This window comes from Citrobacter sp. Cpo148, from assembly GCF_030332375.1.
GTDB classification, from domain to species: domain Bacteria; phylum Pseudomonadota; class Gammaproteobacteria; order Enterobacterales; family Enterobacteriaceae; genus Citrobacter; species Citrobacter portucalensis.
Genome location: NZ_JAOWHY010000034.1, coordinates 107599 through 132637, shown reverse-complemented (window position 1 = coordinate 132637; position 25039 = coordinate 107599). Strand labels below are relative to the sequence as shown.

Sequence of the window (25039 nt, the reverse complement as noted above, 5' to 3'; positions counted from 1 at the left end):
AGTCGGCAACTTCATTCTCCGCAAAAACACAGAATAATCCAACACGAATATGATACTAAAACTTTTAAGGTGTTTCATTTGTCGGTATAGATGTTTCAAAATATTAATATGAGGGAACTTTTTTAAAATCAAAAAACAGGCAAAATAAGCACAAATAATCAAGAATCATTTTAATTGCCTTTAAAATCAACTCATTACACAAAAGCACCTTATAGCACTGAATGACAAAACAAAATCTTCACTCGCAACTAAAATAGACTCGCTATCATCATTAACTTTATTTATTACCGTCATTCATTTATGAATGTCTGTTTACCCCTATTTCAGCCGAATGCTCTGCGTTCGGTTTTTTTTTACCCTTCTTTACACAAAACTTACCTTTCCGTGCTACCGATGCAAAACTATAACGACTATTAACTATCTCGGGTGTCACGATCAGATATAAGTTTGATAAATAATTTCTTGTTATTTAATGCTAAATGTATACATTCCGTACGAATATTTGTACCCGCCTTTATCTTCTGTACACCTTTGCATCGTAATGGCTGCAACAAAATCAGGCGCAAAGAATGGAGGCCAGGCGGCGTGGTGTAAGTGTGGTAATTCATACATTACCCTTTATACTGCCCTTTCATCTTTCGCGTCGTTTAACAGGTCATAAACACGAATGAGTCAGTCTGACACAACGGTTTCCACCCGATTCTCCCTGTTGCCAGGAAGTATTACCCGTTTCTTCTTATTACTGATCGTTGTGCTGTTGGTGATGATGGGTGTTATGGTCCAGAGCGCCGTCAACACCTGGTTAAAAGATAAGAGCTATCAGATTGTTGATATTACCCATGCCATTCATAAAAGGGTCGATACCTGGCGATACGTGACCTGGCAAATCTATGACAATATTGCCGCTACAACCAGTTCACCAGGCGCAGATGGGCTACAGGAAACGCGTCTGAAACAAGATATCTATTATCTTGAGAAACCCCGCAGAAAGACCGAGGCGCTGATTTTTGGCTCGCATGACAGTTCTACACTGGAAATGACCCAGCGCATTTCAACGTATCTGGACACGTTGTGGGGCGCAGAGAATGTCCCATGGTCAATGTATTACCTGAATGGTCAGGATAACAGCCTGATCCTAATCTCAACGTTACCACTGAAAGATCTGACCTCCGGTTTTAAAGAATCGACGATTGGGAATATTGTCGATTCCCGGCGAGCTGAGATGCTACAACAGGCTAATGCGCTAGATGAACGTGAAAGCTTCTCTTCACTGCGCCGTCTGGCCTGGCAGAACGGGCATTACTTCACGCTACGCACGACCTTTAATCAGCCAGGACATCTGGCAACGGTTGTCGCCTTTGACCTGCCGATTAATGACTTGATCCCGCCCGGTATGCCGCTGGACAGTTTCCATCTGGAACCTGATGCCACCTCAACGACCGAGCACCTGAATGAAAAAGAGTCGCCTGACAGCGTCAGCATTAATTTCAACAACAGTAAAATTGAGATCTCTTCGGCGCTAAACTCAACGGATATGCGGCTGGTGTGGCAGGTTCCGTTTGGCTCATTGCTACTCGACACATTGCAAAGCATTCTGCTACCGCTTTTGCTGAACATTGCGTTACTGGCTCTGGCGCTGTTTGGCTATACCACCTTTCGCCACCTCCCTGCCCGTTCCACCCAGGTGGCGCCAAACCTTGCGGCAAATAATGAGCTGCGCGTTCTGCGCGCAATCAATGAAGAGATTGTTTCCCTTCTGCCGCTGGGATTACTGGTACACGATCAGGAAGCAAACCGCACGGTTATCAGCAATAAAATTGCCGACCACCTGCTGCCACATTTAAATCTGCAAAACATTACCAATATGGCAGAGCAGCATCAGGGAGTGATTCAGGCCACCATCAATAATGAACTGTATGAGATCAGACTGTTTCGCAGCCAGATCTCCCCGAGAACGCAGATCTTTATCATTCGTGACCAGGACCGCGAGGTGCTGGTCAATAAGAAGCTGAAACAAGCACAGCGGCTGTATGAGAAAAACCAGCAGGCCCGCGCGGCCTTTATGCAGAATATTGGCAGCGCGCTGAAAGACCCCGCGAAAACGCTGGCTGCTAATGCCGCCGCGCTCAATACACCAGACAGCCAGAAACTGGCCAATCAGGCCGACGTTCTGGTGCGAATGGTGGACGAAATCCAGCTAGCCAACCTGCTGGAGAACGATGCCTGGAAAGGTGAATCCACACTGTTTTCCGTGCAGGCATTAATTGACGACGTGGTTCCGGAGGTTCTACCGGCTATTAAGCGTAAAGGGCTGCAGTTACTGATTAAAAATCACCTAAGCGCCCATGACGAACGCCGTGGCGATCGCGATGCCTTGCGCCGTATTTTGCTGCTGTTGATCCAATATGCGGTAACTACCACTCAGATTGGTAAAATCACGCTGGAAGTCGACCAGGATGAGTCGGAGGCCGAACGCCTGACCTTCCGCATTCTGGATACCGGGGAAGGCGTCACATTAAATGAAGTTGATAATCTCCATTTCCCATTCATTAATGACACGCAGGGCGATCGATACGGCAAGGCCAACCCGCTGACGTTCTGGTTGTGCGATCAGTTAGCCCGTAAGCTTGGCGGACACCTGAATATTAAAGCACGGGAAGAACTTGGAACACGTTACATCGTCCATGTTAAAATGCCGCTGCACGATCAACATGCTGACAGTGAAGAGCGCCTGTTGGATGACGTCTGCGTAATGGTTGATGTCACCTCTAATGACGTACGGAGCATTGTATTACGTCAACTGGAAAACTGGGGAGCAACCTGCATCACGCCCGACGAACGGTTGAATAGTCAAGAATATGATCTCTTTTTAACAGATAATCCGTCTAATCTTACAGCCTCAGGCTTGCTTTTAAGCGATGATGAGTCTGGCGTACGGAAAATTGGCCCCGGCCAACTGCGCGTCAACTTTAATATGAGCAATGCTATGCAGGAAGCTGTCCTTGAGCTAATTGAAGAGCAGCTGGCACAAGAAGAGTTCCAGGAACTCCCCCTCGGCGGAGATGAAAACGCCGAACTTCATGCCAGTGGTTACTACGCTCTCTTTGTAGACACAGTACCGGATGATGTTAAGAGGTTGTATACTGAGGCGGCTATCAGCGATTTCGCTGCATTAGCCCAAACGGCCCATCGCCTGAAAGGCGTGTTTGCCATGCTTAATCTGGTACCCGGCAAGCAGTTATGTGAAGCGCTGGAACATCTTATTCAAGAGAAAGATGCTCCAGGTATAGAAAAATACATCAGCGACATTGACGTTTACGTCAAGAGCTTGCTGTAGCAAGGTAGCCCAATACATGAACACTATGAACGTAATTATTGCCGATGACCACCCGATTGTACTGTTCGGTATTCGTAAATCACTTGAACAGATCGAGTGGGTAAATGTTGTCGGCGAATTTGAAGACTCCACAGCACTGATCAACAATTTGCCTAAGTTAGATGCTCATGTGTTGATTACCGACCTCTCCATGCCGGGAGATAAATACGGTGATGGGATCACGTTAATTAAATATATCAAGCGTCATTTCCCAAGCCTGTCGATTATCGTTCTGACCATGAACAACAATCCGGCTATCCTGAGCGCGGTACTGGATCTCGATATTGAAGGGATCGTACTGAAGCAAGGTGCGCCTACCGACCTGCCAAAAGCGCTGGCCGCGCTGCAGAAAGGTAAGAAATTTACCCCGGAAAGCGTGTCTCGTCTGCTGGAGAAAATCAGCGCCAGCGGCTATGGCGACAAACGTCTGTCACCGAAAGAGAGTGAAGTTCTGCGCTTGTTTGCCGAAGGTTTCCTGGTTACTGAAATCGCTAAAAAGCTCAACCGCAGCATTAAAACCATCAGCAGCCAGAAAAAATCGGCAATGATGAAGCTCGGTGTGGAAAACGATATCGCACTGCTGAATTACCTCTCCTCCGTGACGCTGAGTCCGTCAGACAAAGAGTAATTCTTTATCACGTCAAAATGCCTGATGGCGCTGCGTTTATCAGGCCTACGAACACACAGCATCGTGCACGTTTCGTAGGCCGGATAAGACTAACGCCGCCATCCGGCTCTTTTATCCCCTATCCCCGCGTTTTTCTCACTCTTTCCGCATAGACCGCCAGCGTTTGCTTCAATACGTCTAAGGTCACCGGCTTGGACAGACAGCTATCCATACCTGATTCCAGACAACGCTGCTTCTCTTCGGCAAGCGCGTTTGCCGTTACCCCCACAACAGGCAGCGTCAACCCTAGCTGGCGGATACGCTGCGTCAGGCGATAACCATCCATGTTTGGCATGTTGACGTCACTCAGCACGATATCGATATGGTTTTTGCTGAGTACATTGAGCGCATCCACACCGTCATTCGCCGTTTTACACTGATATCCCAACGATCCCAGCTGATCGGCCAGTAAGCGCCGGTTGATAGGGTGATCGTCAACAACCAGGATCATCATGTCATCGTTCGTCGCACCGGCTTTATCCGGGGCAGGCAGCGCCGTGGAGAGATCTTCACTCCCCAGCTCTACACTGTAGATATGCGCCAACAGCGCAGGCAGTTCGTGCGGTGACGCAACGCTGTGTACCCATTCTCCAGGCTCTCTTTCCAGCGGAATGCCAATATGGCGGCGGCAGAAAATTACCGCTGCTCGTCCCTGCCAGGCCTGTTCCAGCACATCGTCGGCCACCAGCAGGTCATCCGCATCGGGCTGTTGTCCCTCATATCTCAGCACCGTCATCCCGTTACGCGTCAGGCTGGATTCGAGAAATTGGTACAGTGACGCATTACGTACTGCCAGCCAGCAACGTGTGCCTGCAAATCCTTCAACACCCTTTTTCAGCGGATACTGTGCGCCATAAAGCGGAATACGCAGCGTAAACTGACTCCCCATTCCCGGCTCGGAATCGACGGAAATATCTCCATCCATCATGCTGATCAATTTTTCACAAATCGCCAAACCGAGTCCCGTTCCCTGGAAATTACGCTGTACGCCAGTCCCCACCTGGAAGAAAGGATCGAACAACCGAACCACCTCTTTGGCAGGGATCCCTACACCGGTATCACGCACTCGAATGCTCAGGTAGTCGCCGCTGCACTGCACGTGCAGCACAATACAACCGGTATCGGTAAACTTGATTGCGTTACTCAGCAGATTAGAAATCACCTGTTGTAAACGCATCGGATCGCCATTCAGCGCCACGGGCACATCCGGGTCGATAAAGCAGTACAACCCCAACTGCTTGCGGACCACCAGCGGCAAATAGTTAGCCGTAATATGGTTCATGACTTCACGCGGTGAAAACTCTCGCGGCTCAATCTTCAGCTGTTCAGATTCAATTTTTGAGAAGTCGAGAATATCGCTGATAATTTTCAGCAGCAGGCTGGAAGAGTTATTCATCGCCGTTACCAGACGATCCACCCCACTCGGTAACTCTTTGGTTTGCAACAAATCAAGGTTACCGATAATGCCATATAGCGGTGTACGTAGCTCATGGCTCACCGTCGCAAGGAACATCGATTTGGACTGGCTAGCCTGTTCCGCCGCCTGCGCCATCTCCTGCAACGACTCTTCCATTTTAACGCGCGCACTGACATCAACCAGGACACAAATTGCCACGTTTTCATTGCGATAGCGCGAGTGCACAAAGCTGATTTGCAGATTGGTATTGTTGCTGGTCAGTACATCAACAAAATTGACCTGTTGGCCGCAAATAATTTGCGTTAACCGCTGACGGTCTTCATGCGTCAGCATATTCAGATAGGTGTGCGCCAGTTCGTTACTCAGGATGTTAATCCCATCCATCGTGCGCAGAATACAAATACCCACCGGCGCAGAAGCTACGATTTTACGGTTAAACTGCTCATGTTCTTCCAGCCGCTGAGCATCGCTTTCCGCTGGAATAAAAATGCGCCGTTCATACATGCGCGTGAGCATAAACAATGCCGCGCCAACCAGCACGTTCAACAAGATAGCGTTCAGGATCATCATGCGGATCCGCTCCAGCACCAGATCGACCGGAACGGAATAAACGATGCTCAGGGAGGACGGAGGCAGATTCTTCTTCAATACCAGCTCGCGGAAACCCGGCGTGTAACCAAACCAGGAGCGTTCCTGCATCCAGTGGGGCTCAGCCTTAATATTCCCTTCAGGGCCAGTGAGCGAAATCAGCGCATGCCCATTTTCGTCGAGGATGGTCACGCCCATCGGTAAACTGCCCGGCGTGAAGAAATTCTCCATACGAATAGGCTGCTCTACGCCCAACAGCGCCTGGAGGCGATTGGCGAGGTAAACCGGCGTCAGCGCATAGAAATACCCTACTCCCGGACGCGGCCCCTGGCTGATCCAGAACAAGTTGTTGCCGTTTTCATCTTGCGTAGCATTGCGATACTTAATAATGCGCTCATGCAACGCCTTCAGGGCCTCGTCACGTTCGACAGGCATATCACGCAAGCCGAAATTGGCCATACAGAGGTTGTCGCTGCCAATCAGGAACACTCGATTTAAATCATAGGCGGCGGAAAAGTTGTCGCGCCAGTAGCGCATAAACCATGCCAGTGATTCCAGAGAACCTCGCCAGGCGTTGCCCATGACAGAACAGTCGGAGTCGGCAAACAGCGGCTCAAAATTAGGCACGACGGTTTTATCATCTCGCGCCCGCAGCGACATCACGCCGTTTTCCGCCGTTAAGCGATTCTCGGCAATATATTTCAGCTCTTTAATGACATCAGATGTGCGCTGAATGTAGCGCTGGGCCTGATCGGAGCTGAGATTAAGCTCCTGATGGATCTCAGACTCTCGCTGATGCAGCGCATTCACAATGTAGAACACGGAGGCGAACGCAATCAGACACCAGATAACGAGCGCCAACGCTCTGAACAGGTAGCGTGAAACTTTTAGGGTTGAATGAACGGAAGCAAGGTATTTCAAAGGGGCGAAGCTCCGCCTCAGGGCATTAATAGAGTGTGGTTAAGGTAGCGGTAAATGTCTTTTGTCGCAATGCCATTAAAAAAAGGGCCGGATTTCTCCGGCCCTTTTTATAGCGTCTTAATTACTCGTCAGCGTCATCCGCTGCTGCATCATCATCGCTTTCCGCTTCAGGTGCGATATCCTCGTCACCTTCAGCTGCGCTTCCGTCGATGGAATCGAGCTCTTCATCATCAACCGGTTCAGCAACGCGTTGCAGACCCACGACGTTTTCGTCTTCCGCAGTACGGATAAGGATCACACCCTGGGTATTACGCCCTACCACGCTGATTTCCGACACGCGAGTACGTACCAGCGTACCTGCGTCGGTGATCATCATGATCTGGTCGGTATCTTCAACCTGCACTGCGCCAACAACGGAACCGTTGCGCTCGGTAACCTTGATGGAGATAACGCCCTGGGTCGCACGAGACTTGGTCGGATACTCTTCCGCCGCCGTACGTTTACCGTAACCGTTCTGAGTAACGGTCAGGATCGCACCTTCACCGCGCGGAACGATCAGCGATACCACGCTATCTTTTTCCGCCAGCTTGATACCGCGTACACCTGTCGCGGTACGACCCATTGCACGGACAGCATCTTCTTTAAAGCGCACCACTTTACCTGCCGCAGAGAACAACATGACTTCGTCACTGCCGGATGTCAGATCTACACCAATCAGTTCGTCGCCTTCGTTCAGGTTAACCGCAATAATACCGGCAGAACGTGGACGGCTGAACTCGGTCAGCGCCGTTTTCTTCACGGTACCGCTGGCGGTTGCCATGAAGACGTTCACGCCCTCTTCGTACTCACGTACTGGCAGAATTGCGGTAATACGTTCGTTAGCTTCCAGTGGCAGCAGGTTGACGATTGGACGTCCACGTGCGCCGCGGCTTGCTTCCGGCAACTGATAGACCTTCATCCAGTACAAACGACCACGGCTGGAGAAGCAGAGGATCGTGTCATGGGTGTTGGCCACCAGCAGGCGGTCAATAAAGTCTTCTTCTTTAATGCGCGCTGCTGATTTACCTTTACCGCCACGACGCTGCGCTTCGTAATCGGTTAACGGCTGATATTTCACGTAGCCCTGATGAGACAAGGTTACGACAACATCTTCCTGGCTAATCAGATCTTCGATGTTGATGTCAGCGCTGTTCGCGGTGATTTCGGTACGACGAGCGTCACCGAACTGTTCACGAATCAGCTCCATCTCTTCACGGATAACTTCCATCAGACGATCGGCGCTGCCCAGAATGTGTAGCAGTTCAGCGATCTGTTCCAGCAGCTCTTTGTATTCGTCGAGCAGTTTTTCGTGCTCAAGGCCGGTCAGTTTCTGCAAACGCAGATCCAGAATAGCCTGGGCCTGCTGTTCAGTCAGATAGTACTGACCGTCACGCACGCCAAATTCCGGCTCCAGCCATTCAGGACGCGCGGCGTCATCACCGGCACGTTCCAGCATGGCGGAAACGTTGCCCAGTTCCCACGAACGCGCAACCAGCGCAGCTTTCGCTTCAGCCGGGGTCGGCGCGCGGCGGATCAGTTCGATGATCGGATCGATGTTCGCCAGCGCAATCGCCAGCGCTTCAAGGATGTGCGCACGGTCGCGGGCTTTACGCAGTTCAAAGATAGTACGACGGGTAACGACTTCACGGCGGTGACGTACGAACGCGGCAATAATATCTTTCAGGTTCATGATCTTCGGCTGGCCATGGTGCAACGCAACCATGTTGATACCGAAGGAAACCTGCAGTTGGGTCTGGGAATAGAGATTGTTCAGAACCACTTCCCCGACCGCATCGCGTTTCACTTCAATCACGATGCGCATACCGTCTTTGTCAGACTCGTCACGCAGCGCGCTGATGCCTTCAACGCGTTTGTCTTTTACCAGCTCGGCGATTTTCTCAATCAGGCGCGCTTTGTTTACCTGATACGGAATTTCGTGAACGATGATGGTTTCACGACCCGTTTTGGCATCCGCTTCGACTTCCGCGCGTGCGCGAATGTACACTTTGCCACGACCGGTACGGTAGGCTTCTTCGATACCACGACGACCGTTGATGATCGCGGCAGTCGGGAAGTCCGGACCCGGAATATGTTCCATCAGCCCTTCAATGCTGATGTCTTCATCGTCAATATATGCCAGACAGCCGTTGATCACTTCGGTCAGGTTGTGCGGCGGAATGTTGGTCGCCATACCTACCGCGATACCGGACGAACCGTTCACCAGCAGGTTAGGAATTTTGGTCGGCATGACGTCAGGAATTTGTTCGGTGCCGTCATAGTTGTCGACGAAATCAACCGTTTCTTTTTCCAGGTCAGCCATCAGCTCATGGGCGATTTTCGACATACGGATTTCCGTATAACGCATCGCCGCTGCGGAGTCGCCATCGACAGAACCAAAGTTACCCTGACCATCTACCAGCATGTAGCGCAAGGAGAATGGCTGCGCCATACGAACAATGGTGTCGTAAACGGCGGTATCACCATGAGGGTGGTATTTACCGATTACGTCACCAACGACACGGGCAGATTTTTTATAGGCTTTATTCCAGTCGTTGCCCAATACGTTCATGGCGTAAAGTACGCGACGGTGAACCGGTTTCAGGCCATCTCGGACGTCCGGCAGCGCACGGCCAACAATGACCGACATCGCATAATCCAGATAGGAGCTCTTCAGCTCTTCCTCAATGTTGACCGGTGTAATTTCTCTCGCAAGGTCGCTCATCTAACCGCTATCCCTCTACTGTATCCCGGATTCAAAGGTCGCAAATTATAACACATCCGTGCAGATTCAGGTAAATGGATTCCCCCTGACAGAGGCTTTATTCATCCCGTCAGGCTGATATACTCATTTGCATCGCAAATTTAGGAGTAGAAGCCCCAATGAATGCCGAAAAACCTCCGGTAGCTCACAACGTTGACCATGAAGAAATTGCCAAGTTTGAAGCAGTCGCGTCACGCTGGTGGGATCTTGAGGGTGAATTTAAGCCGCTGCACCGCATTAACCCACTGCGTCTGGGCTATATTACTGAGCGCTCAGGCGGCCTGTTTGGTAAAAAGGTACTCGACGTCGGATGCGGCGGCGGTATTCTGGCGGAGAGCATGGCGCGCGAAGGTGCTACCGTCACCGGACTGGACATGGGTTTTGAACCGCTGCAGGTAGCAAAACTGCATGCACTGGAAAGCGGTATCCAGGTAGAGTACGTACAAGAAACCGTCGAAGAGCATGCGGAAAAGCATGCACATCAGTATGACGTTGTCACCTGTATGGAAATGCTGGAGCACGTGCCAGACCCACAGTCAGTGGTCAGAGCTTGCGCCAGGCTGGTCAAACCGGGTGGCGAAGTATTTTTCTCCACGCTTAACCGCAACGGCAAATCCTGGCTGATGGCGGTGGTCGGAGCGGAATATATTCTGCGCATGGTGCCGAAAGGCACGCACGATGTGAAAAAATTTATTAAGCCTGCTGAATTATTAGAGTGGGTTGACCAGACCGTACTGAAAGAGCGCCATATGACCGGCCTGCATTACAACCCCATCACCAACACCTTCAAACTTGGCCCGGGCGTTGATGTGAACTATATGGTACATACCACCGCCAAGGTTGATTAACCGCTCCTGTAGGCCGGATAAAGCGTGCAACGCCGCCATCCGGCATGCTTACTGGAACCATGCCTGATGACGTTTCGCTTATCAGGCCTACAAATCCTGTGCCAGATCATAAGAACTTTCCTTGCCTTAGATGAAGAAATCAGCACTCGATCAAATTTTCTATTTTTTTTCTCAATTATTGACATCCCCGCCAGGCCTTATAAGACGCGCACTTAGCGATTATCACCCTTTTGCAACCTCAATTTAACCTCAAAATCAACTCTTGTGCTGAAAAGAATCCCTACTAGAATACTCACCATATAGCGTCTATTTTATCAAACAACCCCTACATATAGTATTTATCCACAGACTTAGTCACAACATGACTCTGTGGATAATATGGGGGATATTTTTTCTTTCACGGACAGGTAAAAAACCACATGAATCAGAGTCTGCTGGTGACAAAGCGTGATGGTAGTACAGAGCGCATCAATCTCGACAAAATCCACCGAGTTCTGGATTGGGCGGCAGAAGGACTGAATAACGTATCGATTTCTCAGGTCGAGCTGCGCTCCCACATTCAGTTTTATGACGGAATCAAGACCTCCGACATCCATGAAACAATCATCAAAGCAGCCGCCGACCTGATCTCCCGCGAAGCGCCGGATTATCAGTATCTGGCTGCCCGTCTGGCGATTTTCCACCTGCGTAAAAAAGCGTACGGTGAGTTTGAACCGCCAAAGCTGTTCGACCATGTCGTGAAAATGGTTGAAATGGGCAAATACGACAATCATCTGCTGGAAGACTACACGGAAGAAGAGTTCAAGCAGATGGACTCGTTCATCGTACACGACCGTGATATGACCTTCTCCTACGCTGCGGTGAAGCAGTTGGAAGGTAAATATTTGGTGCAAAACCGTGTTACCGGTGAGATCTATGAAAGCGCACAGTTCCTCTACATTCTGGTAGCGGCTTGCCTGTTCTCTAACTATCCGCGTGAAACACGTCTGCAATATGTAAAACGTTTCTACGACGCCGTTTCTACGTTCAAAATCTCGCTGCCGACGCCAATTATGTCCGGCGTGCGTACCCCAACGCGTCAGTTCAGCTCCTGCGTACTAATCGAGTGCGGCGACAGCCTGGACTCCATCAACGCAACCTCCAGCGCAATTGTGAAATACGTTTCTCAGCGTGCCGGTATCGGCATTAACGCTGGTCGCATCCGTGCGCTGGGTAGCCCGATTCGCGGCGGTGAAGCGTTCCACACCGGCTGTATTCCGTTCTACAAGCATTTCCAGACTGCGGTGAAATCCTGCTCTCAAGGTGGCGTACGCGGTGGTGCAGCCACGCTGTTCTACCCAATGTGGCACCTGGAAGTTGAAAGCCTGCTGGTCCTGAAAAACAACCGTGGCGTCGAAGGTAACCGCGTTCGTCACATGGACTACGGCGTACAGATCAACAAGCTGATGTACACCCGCCTGCTGAAAGGCGGTGACATCACCCTGTTTAGCCCGTCTGACGTCCCGGGTCTGTATGACGCGTTCTTCGCCGATCAGGATGAGTTCGAGCGTCTGTACACCCAATATGAAAACGACGACAGCATCCGCAAACAGCGCGTGAAAGCAGTTGAGCTGTTCTCACTGATGATGCAGGAACGTGCCTCGACCGGTCGTATCTACATTCAGAACGTTGACCACTGCAACACCCATAGCCCGTTTGATCCGGTTGTCGCGCCGGTACGCCAGTCCAACCTGTGCCTGGAAATTGCCCTGCCGACCAAACCGCTGACCGACGTTAACGATGAAAACGGCGAAATTGCACTGTGTACGCTGTCCGCATTTAACCTGGGCGCTATCGAAAGCCTGGACGAACTGGAAGAGCTGGCTGTACTGGCTGTACGTGCGCTGGATGCGCTGCTCGATTACCAGGATTATCCGATTCCGGCCGCCAAGCGCGGTGCGATGGGTCGTCGTACGCTGGGTATTGGCGTGATCAACTACGCTTACTGGCTGGCGAAAAACGGTAAACGCTACTCTGACGGCAGCGCCAATAACCTGACTCACAAAACCTTTGAAGCGATTCAATATTACCTGTTGAAGGCTTCTAACGAGCTGGCAAAAGAGCAAGGCGCATGCCCATGGTTTAACGAAACCACCTATGCGAAAGGTATTCTGCCGATTGATACCTATAAAAAAGATCTTGATGCTATCGCTAACGAACCGCTGCATATGGACTGGGAACAGCTGCGTGAATCTATCAAGACTTACGGCCTGCGTAACTCCACGCTGTCAGCCCTGATGCCGTCCGAGACCTCTTCACAGATCTCCAACGCCACCAACGGTATTGAACCACCACGCGGTTACGTGAGCATCAAAGCGTCGAAAGATGGGATTCTGCGTCAGGTCGTGCCGGACTACGAACACCTGCACGACGCATACGAACTGCTGTGGGAAATGCCAAACAACGACGGCTATCTGCAGCTGGTAGGCATCATGCAGAAATTTATCGATCAGTCGATTTCCGCCAACACCAACTACGATCCGTCGCGCTTCCCGTCCGGAAAAGTACCGATGCAGCAGTTGCTGAAAGACCTGCTCACCGCCTACAAATTTGGTGTCAAAACGCTGTATTATCAGAACACCCGTGACGGTGCGGAAGACTCTCAGGACGATCTGGTACCGTCCATTCAGGACGATGGCTGCGAAAGCGGCGCATGTAAGATTTAATCTTTTGCCGGGTGGCGTAACGCTTACCCGGCCTACAAATTAATTCGCGGTATTGTAGGCCGGATAAGCAAAGCGCATCCGGCAGTACATTCCAGACAGGATTCACATCAATGGCATACACCACTTTTTCACAGACGAAAAATGATCAGCTTCTGGAACCGATGTTCTTCGGCCAGCCGGTGAACGTCGCCCGCTACGATCAGCAAAAATATGACATCTTTGAAAAACTGATCGAAAAGCAGCTCTCTTTCTTCTGGCGTCCGGAAGAAGTCGATGTTTCTCGCGATCGTATCGACTTCCAGGCATTGCCGGAACATGAAAAACATATCTTCATCAGCAACCTGAAGTATCAGACGCTGCTGGACTCCATTCAGGGACGTAGTCCTAACGTCGCGCTGCTGCCGTTAATCTCGATCCCTGAACTGGAAACCTGGGTGGAAACGTGGGCGTTTTCTGAAACGATCCACTCCCGCTCTTACACCCACATCATCCGTAATATTGTTAACGATCCGGCGGTGGTGTTTGACGATATCGTCACCAACGAGCAAATCCAGAAACGCGCAGAAGGCATCTCCAGCTACTACGACGAATTGATCGAGATGACCAGCTACTGGCATTTGCTCGGTGAAGGTACGCATACCGTTAATGGTAAAACGGTTGTCGTAAACCTGCGTGAGCTGAAGAAGAAGCTGTATCTGTGCCTGATGAGCGTGAACGCGCTGGAAGCGATCCGCTTTTATGTCAGCTTCGCCTGCTCTTTCGCCTTCGCCGAACGTGAACTGATGGAAGGCAACGCGAAAATTATTCGTCTGATCGCCCGCGACGAAGCCCTGCACCTGACCGGTACTCAGCATATGCTGAACCTGCTGCGCAGCGGCGTGGACGATCCGGAGATGGCGGAAATTGCCGAAGAGTGCAAACAAGAGTGCTACGACCTGTTCGTACAGGCCGCGCTGCAGGAAAAAGAGTGGGCGGACTATCTGTTCCGTGATGGCTCAATGATTGGCCTGAACAAAGACATTCTGTGCCAGTACGTTGAGTACATCACCAACATCCGTATGCAGGCTGTTGGACTCGATCTGCCATTCCAGACACGTTCTAACCCGATCCCTTGGATCAATACCTGGCTGGTGTCTGACAACGTCCAGGTTGCGCCGCAAGAAGTGGAAGTCAGCTCTTATCTGGTCGGCCAGATCGATGCCGAAGTCGATACTGACGATCTGAGTAACTTCCAGCTCTGATGGGCCGCGTGACTCTGCGCATCTCTGGCACGCAGTTGCTGTGCCAGGATGAACACCCTTCCCTGCTTGCCGCGCTCGAGTCGCACGATGTTGAAGTCGAATATCAGTGTCGTGAAGGCTACTGCGGCTCCTGCCGTACCCGCCTGGTGGCGGGACAGGTTGACTGGATTGCAGAACCGCTGGCCTTCATTCAGCCCGGTGAAATATTACCGTGCTGTTGCCGGGCAAAAGGCGATATTGAAATAGAGTTATAGTGTTTAGTGAACTTCATGCGCGGAGACCAGTACCACGTCTCCGCGTTTTTTCATCTGCATGATATACAGCGCCCCGGCCAGTACCACCAGCAGCGCACCCACCAGATAAATCGCCCGATATCCCACACCCTCGACCATCATCCCCATGATAAACGCGCCGATTGCCATTCCTGCATCCATCGCATTGAAAAACAGCGAATTGGCGATACCAATTTTATGGGGTTCCACCGAACTAATAATTTGTGTCTGAAATACGGGTGTGACCGAACCATAACCGATGCCAATTAATCCACCGGAAATAATCATCATAATGCTGCCGTTAGTATAGCCAAGCGCCACCAGCCCGACGGTGAAAGCCAGCAAACACGGATAGACCACGTATTTCGGCCCTTTTTTATCACAAACATTGCCGGTAAAGGTTCGACAGATCATCAGGCAAATGGCATAACACAACAGGAAATTACTGGCGGCGGCCATCAGATCGAGCTCGCGCGCATACAGTGCGAGAAAAGCGGAAACGCCCGCGTAGGAAAAGGTCATGAAAAACGTCACCATCGCGAAAGGCAGTGCGGCGCGATCAAACATAGCAGCAAATCCCAGCTTCGGTTTTGAGCCGTCAGCATGACGGATAACCGGCGGTACGGCGACAATCAATGACAGGATAATACCCAGTACGGCAACCGCGCTACACAGCCAGAATGCAGTGGTAAAAGCTTCCCAGCGAGCCATGTTCAGCCCTACCCACGGCCCCACAACCATTGCCAGTCCCATGGCTAACGAGAAAAAACTGATGCCCTCCCCACGTCGGGAGGCCGGTATCAACCGCGCGGAAATCGTTCCTTTTACCGTGGTAATAACGCCAAACGTTACACCATGAAGCACCCGAATCAACAGCAGTGATTCAATTGAGTGGCAAAAAGGATACAGCGCAGTGACCACCAAAAAGGCCAGAGAAGAGAGCACCAGAATTGTTTTATTCGAATATTTTCCTACCCATTGTCCCGCAAACGGGCGCACAACAATGGCGGCCCCCAAAAAGAAGGTGACTAATAATCCGGCCTTATCTGGAGTGGCATGCAGGCGATCCGAAATATAGATCGGTAACAGCGTGAGCAGGACATAAAAAACAAAAAATATAATAAAGCTGATTATCGTTATTGCCCAAAAATCTTTCGTCCACAGTTTTTCTTTCATATTCGACAACCTGTCCAGACGGCGCACGCAGGCAACGCTCAGCTCAACTGAACTACGGACAGGTGCGTCGAAGTGTGATTTTACGGTAGACCGCAAGTATAAACAGGTCCATTATATTAGAGAAATTAATCGTTTTAATATTGTTGATTAGAAGGAACTAATGACATTAACCCAGATCCACGCCCTGCTTGCCGTACTTGAGTACGGTGGTTTTACCGAAGCCAGCAAGCGGCTGTACATGACCCAATCCGCCGTTAGCCAGGCAATTTCAGCGCTAGAGGAAGAGCTAGGGGTTGATATTCTTATCCGCGAACGCCGCAAAGACATTCAACTTAGTCCGGCCGGGAGTCGGATCGTTTCACACCTGCGGACGATCGTGTCTGAAACCAACGCGGTGAAAGAGATTGCCGAGCAAGAGCGACAAAACCCGGCCAGAACCCTGCGTATCGGCTGCTTTCCCAGCGCCTGTGCCTGTATTTTGCCCGGCATCATCCACCACTTCGAACAGCATCACCCGCACATCAAAATTATCCCTTATGAAGAAAACAGCACGGCAATCGTTGATTCCCTGCGCAGTGGGGACATCGATGCGGGATTTGTGCATTTCCCGGTAAATGGCATGTACTGCGTACCGGTGTATCGCGACAAATTTACCGTTGTAGTTCCTGAAAGCCATCCGCTGGCGGCCAATAGCACAATTTCAGTGGAACAACTGGTTGGAGAACCGCTCATTATCAGCAAAGGTCGCTATGAATTAAGCATCATGACGCTATTTAAAGAGAAGGGAATTGAACCGGTCATTAAATACGAGTTTAACCATCCGGATACCGCGATGAGCTTTATTCGTCAGGGGCTGGGTATAGCGTTATTACCGGAATTAACGCTGAAGGCGGTTGGTGGGAAAGTACGCTCAGTCGCGCTGGAACCGACGTTCTATCGACAGATATCCTTACTGGCAAAAGAGCCGCCGGTGGACGGCAGCCCTTTATTTCTCCTGCAGGCATGTATGGAAACGTTGACAGCAGACGGCCTTATCTAGCAGTTAAAACGTTTCATCCATTTAGGCCTGTGACCGGAGGTGCATCACAGGCCTTACGCCATCACTCTTTATTCAAGAATTTCACTGCTTTGTCGGGGAAGTCGGTGAACAGCCCGTCAACGTCCGCCTTGTTATAAAGAATGTCATACAGCTGGTTTACGTCAGTGGTGTAATCCGGCAGTTGATCGGCGCGAACGGTATAAGGATGCACCACCATCTTATTCTGATGTGCGTCCTGCACCATGCCAGTTAACGAGATATTGCCCTTCTTCGACTTCTCATCAATCAGCATGTGGTAGTCCGGCCCAATGCCGTCCGCATACTGCGCAACCTGCTTCATGGCACCCGGCTTAAACATCCAGTCGTAGTTGTAATTAACCCAACTACCGTCCGGCTTTTTCTCCTGAGTTTCATTCCAGTCGGTGTACGCAATCAACTGTACCAGATTGAGATCCATCCCCATCTTCGGTTCCAGTTCATTTTTAATGCGCTTCAACTCTGCAACATCAAAACACTGTAGATAGACCTTGTCGTTCTTGTCGGTATACCCGTACTTTTTCAGCACTTCCAGCGTCTTAGCCGCAATGTCCTTCCCTTCCTGGTGATGGAACCACGGCGCTTTCATTTCCGGGTAAATACCGATGTTTTTACCGGTGGAATGATTTAATCCCTGAACAAACTCAATCTCTTCTTCGAACGTGTGCACGCGGAAATCAGATTTACCCATCGGGAAGCGCCCTGGGTAGGTCTGGACCTTTTTGCCATTTTCGATATCGAAGCCTTCGGTAAATTTCAGCGATTTAATTTCATCCAGCGTAAAGTCGATAGCGTAGTAACGCCCGTCTTTACGCGCCCGATCCGGGAAACGCTCGGCAACATCGGTGACGCGGTCAAGATAGTGGTCATGCAGGACGACCAGATGGTCATCCTTGGTCATAACCAAATCCTGCTCCAGATAATCCGCCCCCTGGGCATAGGCCATCGCCTTTGCTGGCAGCGTATGCTCCGGCAGATAACCGCTGGCGCCACGATGCGCAATCACGATTTTATCTGCGGCAACAGCTGCACTGCTGACTACCATACCTGCGAGCATCAGCGCCACGCTGAGACTTTTCAATGTGGTTTTCATCTATTAGCCCCCGTTACGCTTCAGTTCCATCTCTTCGTGATGGCGTTTTTCGCCAATCATGACGACTACCAGCAGAATAACCGCCAGCACGCTACCGCCAATCATTACCATAAAGCCGCCGTCCCAACCGAAGAAGTCAACGGTGTAGCCAACAATGGCGCTCGCGGCCACAGAACCGCCGAGATAACCGAACAGACCGGTAAAGCCAGCCGCCGTTCCCGCCGCTTTTTTCGGTGCCAGTTCCAGCGCGTGCAGACCAATCAACATTACCGGACCGTAGATCAGGAAGCCGATGATGATCATACAAGCCATATCCACGTTCGGGTTGCCTGCCGGGTTCATCCAGTAAACGATGGTCGCAATAGTTACCAGCGTCATAAAGAACACGCCGGTCGCGCCACGGTTACCACGGAAGACTTTATCCGACATCCAGCCGCACAGCAGCGTGCCTGGAATACCCGCATACTCATACAGGAAGTAGGCCCAGGATGATTTGTCCAGTGCGAAATGCTTCACTTCTTTCAGGTAGGTTGGTGACCAGTCCAGGATGCCGTAGCGCAGCAGATAAACAAACACGTTGGCGATAGCGATGTACCACAACAGTTTGTTCGGCAGTACGTACTGCATGAAGATCTGCTTCGCAGTCAGCTCTTCTTCCGCTTTCTCGGTGTAATCGTCCGGATAGTCGTTCTTATACTCTTCGATAGGCGGCAGACCACAGGACTGCGGTGTATCACGCATCAGGGCAAAAGCAATCAGCGCGACGACGATCGCACCGAAAGCAGGCATATACAGCGCCGCTTTCCAGTCATTGAACCAGGCCATACCCAGCAGGAACAACAGCGGAGGCAGACCGCCACCCACGTTATGCGCACAGTTCCAGACGGAAACAATGCCTCCACGCTCTTTCTGCGACCACCAGTGCACCATGGTACGGCCACACGGCGGCCAGCCCATCCCCTGGAACCATCCGCAGAGGAACAGCAGCACAAACATAATAGCAATGCTTGATGTCGCCCACGGCACAAAGCCCATGAACAACATCACAGCGGCGGCCAGTATCAGACCGGCTGGCAGGAAAACGCGCGGATTCGAGCGATCCGAAATGGACCCCATGATGAATTTCGAAAATCCGTAAGCAATGGAGATACCGGACAACGCAAAACCCAGATCGCCACGCGAGAAACCTTGTTCAACCAGATACGGCATCGCAAGGGCAAAGTTCTTACGTACCAGATAGTACGCGGCATAACCAAAGAAAATCCCCAGAAAAATCTGCCAACGTAATCGACGATATGTCGGGTCGATCTCCGCTGCAGGTAAACGCGCCGTGTGTGACGCTGGTTTAAAAATGCTCAACATAGTGTAGCCTCCGTGGCCGTCTTTCATTCGAAGTAAACACTGCAGTTCGTCATTACTACCCTACCGCTCCCAGTGTGGCCGCGATGTTAAGGAAAGATACATAACAAAAATGTGAAACGCAGCACATATTGTTACAGATTTATGACAAATGTTCATAAAGGCGCACGAAATCACGTTTCATTTTCGAATAATGAGCGATTATGCGCGAAATCAAACAATCCATGTTTTTTATGTGGCTAAATGATAAAAAACGAACTGTGAGGAAAAACAATGAAAACTCGCGACTCGCAAACAAGTGACGTGATTATCATTGGTGGAGGAGCAACAGGTGCAGGGATCGCACGTGACTGTGCGCTGCGCGGGTTGCGCGTCATCTTAGTGGAACGCCACGATATCGCCACAGGTGCGACCGGACGCAACCACGGCCTGCTGCACAGCGGTGCACGCTACGCCGTCACCGACGCTGAATCTGCCCGTGAGTGCATCAGCGAAAACCAAATTCTGAAACGTATCGCCCGTCATTGCGTTGAGCCAACGGACGGTCTGTTTATTACTCTGCCGGAGGATGAGCTTTCCTTCCAGGCCACCTTTATTCGCGCCTGTGAAGAGGCAGGGATTCGCGCAGAAGCGATTGACCCTCAGCAGGCACGTATTATCGAACCTTCTGTGAATCCACAGCTGATTGGTGCAGTAAAAGTACCAGACGGCACGGTCGATCCTTTCCGCTTAACAGCAGCTAACATGCTGGATGCGCGTGAGCATGGCGCGGTTATCTTAACGGCGCATGAAGTGACGGGACTGATCCGCGAAGGCGCAACGGTTTGCGGCGTTAACGTGCGCAATCATCTGACAGGCGAAATGCAGTCCCTGCATGCACCGGTTGTCGTCAACGCCGCTGGGATCTGGGGTCAACACATTGCGGAATATGCCGATCTGAGCATCCGTATGTTCCCGGCCAAAGGTTCGTTGCTGATTATGGATCATCGCATTAACCAGCATGTCATTAACCGCTGCCGTAAGCCCTCTGACGCCGATATTCTGGTGCCTGGCGATACTATTTCACTGATCGGTACCACCTCACAGCACATTGATTACGACGATATCGACAGCAACCGCGTCACCGCAGAAGAGGTCGATATTCTGCTGCGTGAAGGCGAGAAGTTGGCGCCGATTATGGCGAAAACGCGCATTTTACGCGCCTACTCCGGCGTACGCCCGCTGGTGGCCAGCGACGACGACCCAAGCGGTCGTAACGTCAGCCGTGGGATTGTACTGTTCGATCACGCTGAACGTGACGGACTGGAAGGGTTTATCACCATTACCGGCGGCAAACTGATGACCTACCGCCTGATGGCGGAATGGGCCACCGATGCCGTTTGCCGTAAGCTGGGCAATACCCAGCCTTGCACAACGGCAGACACCGCGCTGCCTGGCTCACAGGAATCTACCGAGCATACGCTTAAACGCGTGATCTCATTGCCAGCGCCACTACGCGGCTCGGCGGTCTACCGTCACGGCGATCGCACCCCTGCGTGGCTTAGCGAAGGCCGCCAGCACCGCAGTCTGGTCTGTGAATGCGAAGCAGTCACCGCAGGCGAAGTGCAATACGCCGTCGAGAATTTAACCGTCAACAGCCTGCTCGATTTGCGTCGCCGTACCCGTGTTGGAATGGGGACCTGCCAGGGCGAATTGTGTGCCTGTCGCGCCGCAGGTTTGCTGCAACGTTTCAATGTCACTACCGCAGCGCAGTCCATTACCCAGCTTTCCGACTTCCTCAACGAACGCTGGAAAGGCGTGCAGCCTATCGCCTGGGGAGATGCGCTGCGCGAAAGCGAATTCACGCGCTGGGTTTATCAAGGGTTGTGTGGTCTGGAAAAGGAGCACCAGGATGAAATTTGATACCGTCATTATCGGCGGCGGCCTCGCCGGACTGCTATGTGGCCTGCAACTGCAAAAAAGCGGACTGCGCTGCACGATTGTTACCCGCGGCCAAAGCGCCCTGCATTTTTCCTCCGGCTCACTGGATTTGCTCAGCAGCTTACCCGATGGTCAGCCGGTGACGGATATAGAAGCGGGTTTGAATGCGCTGCGCACTCAGGCACCCGCACATCCGTATAGCACCATCGGAACGCAGAACGTTCTGGAACTGGCCCAACAGGCGCAAAATTTACTGGAAGAATGCGGAACGCATTTGCAGGGCAAAGTGCATCAGGCACATCAACGTGTTACCCCGCTGGGCACCCTGCGCTCAACCTGGTTAAGTTCCCCGGAAGTGCCGGTCTGGCCGCTGTCCGCGCAGCGTATCTGCGTTGTAGGGATTAGCGGGTTACTGGATTTTCAGGCGCATCTCGCCGCGGCGTCATTACGCCAACGCAATCTCAGCGTCGAGACGGCAGAAATCGAGCTACCGGAGCTGGATGTCCTGCGTGATAACCCAACCGAGTTTCGTGCCGTTAATATTGCGCGCCTGCTGGATAACGAAGATAAATGGTCGCTGCTCTATGACGCATTGCTGCCAATGGCAAAAACCTGCGACATGATAATCATGCCGGCATGCTTTGGTCTGGCCGATGAGCGGCTCTGGCAGTGGCTTAACGAGCGCCTCCCCTGCTCGCTGACACTGTTACCGACCCTACCACCTTCGGTACTGGGCATGCGTTTGCACAACAAATTACAGCGCCAGTTTGTGCGCCAGGGCGGTGTGTGGATGCCGGGTGATGAAGTGAAAAAAATCACCTGTCAGGATGGCGTGGTCAGCGAAATCTGGACCCGAAATCATGCCGATATCCCCTTGCGGCCACGTTTCGCCGTGCTCGCCAGCGGCAGTTTCTTCAGCAGCGGGCTGGTCGCCACGCGTGAGGCAATCTACGAACCAATCCTGGGACTGGATGTACAGCAAACAGCTACCCGCGCCGAGTGGTATCAGCGTGATGTTTTCGATCCACAACCGTGGCAACAGTTTGGCGTGACTACCGATTCCGCATTACGCCCATCACTGGCGGGAAAAACGATAGAGAACATGTATGCCATTGGTTCCGTCCTCGGCGGATTCGACCCTATCTCCCAGGGTTGCGGAGGCGGCGTGTGCGCAGTTAGCGCCTTACATGCCGCGCATCATATTGCGAAACGTGCAGGAGGACAGCAATGAGCGACACACGTTTTGAAAGTTGTATCAAATGTACGGTGTGCACCACCGCCTGCCCGGTAAGTCGCGTCAATCCGAGCTACCCGGGCCCTAAGCAGGCCGGCCCGGACGGTGAACGCCTGCGCCTGAAAGATGGCGCGCTATATGACGACGCGCTGAAATACTGCATCAACTGTAAACGCTGCGAAGTGGCCTGTCCGTCAGACGTGAAAATCGGCGATATCATCCAGCGCGCGCGCGCCAAATACGACACGACGCGCCCATCGTTGCGTAACTTTGTCTTAAGTCATACCGATTTAATGGGCAGCGTATCCACCCCCTTCGCCCCTATAGTGAATACCGCCACCTCATTAAAACCGGTGCGTCAACTGCTGGATTACGCGTTAAAAATCGATCATCGCCGTACGCTGCCGAAGTACTCCTTTGGCACCTTCCGCCGCTGGTATCGCAGCGTTGCCGCACAGCAGGCGCAATACCAGGATCAGGTCGCCTTTTTCCACGGCTGTTTTGTGAATTACAACCATCCCCAGCTCGGCAAAGACCTGATCAAGGTGTTGAATGCAATGGGTACTGGTGTGCAACTGCTGAGTAAAGAGAAATGCTGCGGCGTACCGCTGATTGCCAACGGTTTTACCGATAAAGCGCGTAAGCAGGCTGTCAGCAACGTGGCCTCGCTCAGGGAGGCAATTGATGGCAAAGGCATTCCGGTGATCGCCACCTCATCAACCTGTACCTTTGCGCTACGTGATGAATATCCGGAAGTGCTGGATGTCGACAACTCAGGCCTGCGTGAACACATTGAACTGGCAACCCGCTGGCTATGGCGCAAGCTGGATGAAGGTAAAACGCTGCCGCTGAAAACGCTGCCGCTGAAGGTGGTCTATCACACGCCATGTCACATGGAGAAAATGGGCTGGACGCTCTATACGCTGGAGCTACTGCGACAAATTCCAGGGCTGGAGCTGACGGTGCTGGATTCTCAGTGTTGCGGGATTGCCGGGACTTACGGCTTTAAAAAGGAAAACTATCCGACTTCACAGTCTATTGGCGCACCGTTATTCCGCCAAATTGAAGAAAGCGGCGCTGATATCGTCGTCACCGACTGCGAAACCTGTAAATGGCAGATTGAGATGTCTACAAGCAAACGCTGCGAACATCCTATCACCCTGCTTGCCAAAGCGTTGGGTTAACTCTGTTGCCCGGTGGTGTTTGCTACCGGGCATTTTTGCGTAGCCCGTTCCGCTTAATTGAATACGTTGCAGTCGGATATATTTATCTCTGATTCATCCACGCAAAGAACCCATTTCCCGCATGCAGCGCATATTAAAAGTGGATACCGTCACGCCATCTTCTCTTTCTGGTGACGGACTACCATGGCTAAATCCACTACATCTACACCGCATGATGCCGTTTTTAAAAAGATAATGTCTTACCCTGAGATGGCTCGGGATTTTCTGGAGATACACCTTCCTATCGCATTACGTGAGATATGTGATTTACAAACGCTGAAGCTGGAGTCCACCAGTTTTATCGAACAAGATCTCCGCGCATACTACTCCGACGTAGTGTGGTCACTAAAAACCCGCGAAGGTCAGGGCTATATTTATTGTGTTATTGAACATCAGAGTACCGCGGTACCGCATATGGCATTTCGCCTGATGCGTTATGCCACCGCGGCGATGCAGCATCATCTTGATGCCGGGAATAAAACGCTGCCGCTGGTGATCCCCATGCTATTTTATCACGGTCAACAAAGTCCCTATCCCTGGTCGCTCAACTGGCTGGATGAATTTGATAATCCGCAACTGGCGCGACAACTGTATTCTGAGGCTTTTCCGCTGGTCGACATTACCGTAATACCTGACGATGAAATTGCGCAGCATCGCAGGGTTGCGCTGCTTGAATTGATGCAAAAACATATCCGCGATCGTGACTTAATGGGGTTAGTGGATCGACTGGTCTCGCTATTAGTTACAAGCACTGCTAATGACAGCCAGCTACAAACGCTATTTAATTACCTGATACGGTACGGCGACGTTTCTCGCGTCAGCGAGTTTATCCGCGAAGTTGCCGAACGATCCCCCCATCACAAGGAGAAGCTGATGACAATTGCAGAGAGACTCAGGCAGGAAGGCCACCAAAATGGACTGCAAGAAGGGATACAGCAAGGGTTAGAACAAGGAATGCAAAAAGGGTTAGAACAAGGGGTGCAAAAAGGTACGCAAGAAGAAGCCTTACGTATCGCTCACATAATGCTGGAACAAGGTATTGATCGTGATTTAGTTCAGTTAATTACCGGGCTATTGCCTGGCGATACCACCGCATGAGCCAGATTGGGAAGGCATTTAGCCTT

At 51.5% G+C, this 25039-nt stretch carries 16 protein-coding genes; 11 read left to right on the top strand and 5 right to left on the bottom strand.

All coding sequences use genetic code 11. The annotated features are described in order from the left end of the window. Positions 1-667 precede the first annotated feature (667 nt). Positions 668-3337 carry a phosphotransferase RcsD gene (gene rcsD, locus OGY10_RS02465; protein WP_008785311.1) on the top strand — a complete coding sequence of 890 codons (2670 nt, stop codon included), beginning with the start codon at positions 668-670 and terminating at the stop codon, positions 3335-3337. Positions 3338-3353: 16 nt separating this feature from the next. Further along, the gene (gene rcsB / locus OGY10_RS02460) at positions 3354-4004 is read left to right on the top strand and encodes a response regulator transcription factor RcsB (protein WP_003027592.1); all 651 of its coding nucleotides are present in this window, start codon (positions 3354-3356) and stop codon (positions 4002-4004) included. Positions 4005-4122: 118 nt separating this feature from the next. Here rcsB and rcsC read toward each other — a convergent pair whose 3' ends face one another. Both rcsC and gyrA read right to left on the bottom strand, forming a co-directional pair. Continuing rightward, positions 4123-6969, bottom strand: a complete 2847-nt coding sequence (gene rcsC, locus OGY10_RS02455; RefSeq protein ID WP_286576170.1) for a two-component system sensor histidine kinase RcsC — start codon at positions 6967-6969, stop codon at positions 4123-4125. Between the two features lie 121 nt (positions 6970-7090). Next, positions 7091-9730, bottom strand: a complete 2640-nt coding sequence (gene gyrA, locus OGY10_RS02450) for a DNA topoisomerase (ATP-hydrolyzing) subunit A (RefSeq protein WP_003834662.1) — start codon at positions 9728-9730, stop codon at positions 7091-7093. A 158-nt stretch (positions 9731-9888) separates the two neighbouring features. Between gyrA and ubiG the strand changes: the two genes are divergently transcribed. The 4 genes from ubiG to yfaE all read left to right on the top strand — a co-directional run bounded on the left by ubiG (position 9889) and on the right by yfaE (position 14817). Then, positions 9889-10617: a bifunctional 2-polyprenyl-6-hydroxyphenol methylase/3-demethylubiquinol 3-O-methyltransferase UbiG gene (gene ubiG, locus OGY10_RS02445; RefSeq protein ID WP_008785314.1), complete on the top strand. Its 729-nt coding sequence runs from the start codon at positions 9889-9891 to the stop codon at positions 10615-10617. Between the two features lie 419 nt (positions 10618-11036). Next, on the top strand, positions 11037-13322 hold the full coding sequence (gene nrdA, locus OGY10_RS02440; RefSeq protein ID WP_008785315.1) for a class 1a ribonucleoside-diphosphate reductase subunit alpha: 2286 nt from the start codon (positions 11037-11039) through the stop codon (positions 13320-13322). 110 nt (positions 13323-13432) lie between these two features. Continuing rightward, positions 13433-14563 (top strand): class Ia ribonucleoside-diphosphate reductase subunit beta, encoded by a 1131-nt coding sequence (gene nrdB / locus OGY10_RS02435; RefSeq protein WP_003834668.1) that lies wholly within the window; start codon positions 13433-13435, stop codon positions 14561-14563. Beyond that, positions 14563-14817, top strand: coding sequence for a ferredoxin-like diferric-tyrosyl radical cofactor maintenance protein YfaE (gene yfaE / locus OGY10_RS02430; RefSeq protein WP_003027609.1), 255 nt, complete (start codon positions 14563-14565; stop codon positions 14815-14817). The genes nrdB and yfaE overlap by 1 nt, the downstream gene beginning before the upstream one ends. A 3-nt stretch (positions 14818-14820) precedes the next feature. Here the strand turns inward: yfaE and OGY10_RS02425 are convergent, their stop codons facing one another. Beyond that, the gene (locus tag OGY10_RS02425) at positions 14821-16011 is read right to left on the bottom strand and encodes an MFS transporter (RefSeq protein ID WP_191226980.1); all 1191 of its coding nucleotides are present in this window, start codon (positions 16009-16011) and stop codon (positions 14821-14823) included. 160 nt (positions 16012-16171) lie between these two features. Here OGY10_RS02425 and OGY10_RS02420 point away from each other — a divergent pair, with 160 nt between their 5' ends. After that, positions 16172-17050 (top strand): LysR family transcriptional regulator, encoded by an 879-nt coding sequence (locus tag OGY10_RS02420; protein WP_048234858.1) that lies wholly within the window; start codon positions 16172-16174, stop codon positions 17048-17050. Between the two features lie 61 nt (positions 17051-17111). Here OGY10_RS02420 and glpQ read toward each other — a convergent pair whose 3' ends face one another. Together glpQ and glpT are read right to left on the bottom strand one after the other, a co-directional pair. After that, positions 17112-18179 carry a glycerophosphodiester phosphodiesterase gene (gene glpQ, locus OGY10_RS02415; protein WP_048234857.1) on the bottom strand — a complete coding sequence of 356 codons (1068 nt, stop codon included), beginning with the start codon at positions 18177-18179 and terminating at the stop codon, positions 17112-17114. A gap of 3 nt (positions 18180-18182) precedes the next feature. After that, entirely contained in the window at positions 18183-19541 is a 1359-nt protein-coding gene (glpT, locus tag OGY10_RS02410) for a glycerol-3-phosphate transporter (RefSeq protein ID WP_003834677.1), read from the bottom strand. A 270-nt stretch (positions 19542-19811) separates the two neighbouring features. On the opposite strand from glpT, the gene glpA reads away from it, so the two are divergent. From glpA to OGY10_RS02390, 4 genes are all read left to right on the top strand, one after another. After that, on the top strand, positions 19812-21440 hold the full coding sequence (gene glpA, locus OGY10_RS02405) for an anaerobic glycerol-3-phosphate dehydrogenase subunit A (protein ID WP_191226979.1): 1629 nt from the start codon (positions 19812-19814) through the stop codon (positions 21438-21440). Further along, positions 21430-22689 carry a glycerol-3-phosphate dehydrogenase subunit GlpB gene (gene glpB / locus OGY10_RS02400; protein ID WP_100272090.1) on the top strand — a complete coding sequence of 420 codons (1260 nt, stop codon included), beginning with the start codon at positions 21430-21432 and terminating at the stop codon, positions 22687-22689. The genes glpA and glpB overlap by 11 nt, the downstream gene beginning before the upstream one ends. Next, positions 22686-23876: an anaerobic glycerol-3-phosphate dehydrogenase subunit GlpC gene (gene glpC, locus OGY10_RS02395; protein WP_003834686.1), complete on the top strand. Its 1191-nt coding sequence runs from the start codon at positions 22686-22688 to the stop codon at positions 23874-23876. Before glpB ends, glpC begins: the two co-directional genes overlap by 4 nt. 183 nt (positions 23877-24059) lie before the next feature. Continuing rightward, positions 24060-25013 (top strand): Rpn family recombination-promoting nuclease/putative transposase, encoded by a 954-nt coding sequence (locus OGY10_RS02390; protein WP_100272089.1) that lies wholly within the window; start codon positions 24060-24062, stop codon positions 25011-25013. The last annotated feature ends 26 nt before the right edge of the window (positions 25014-25039 follow it).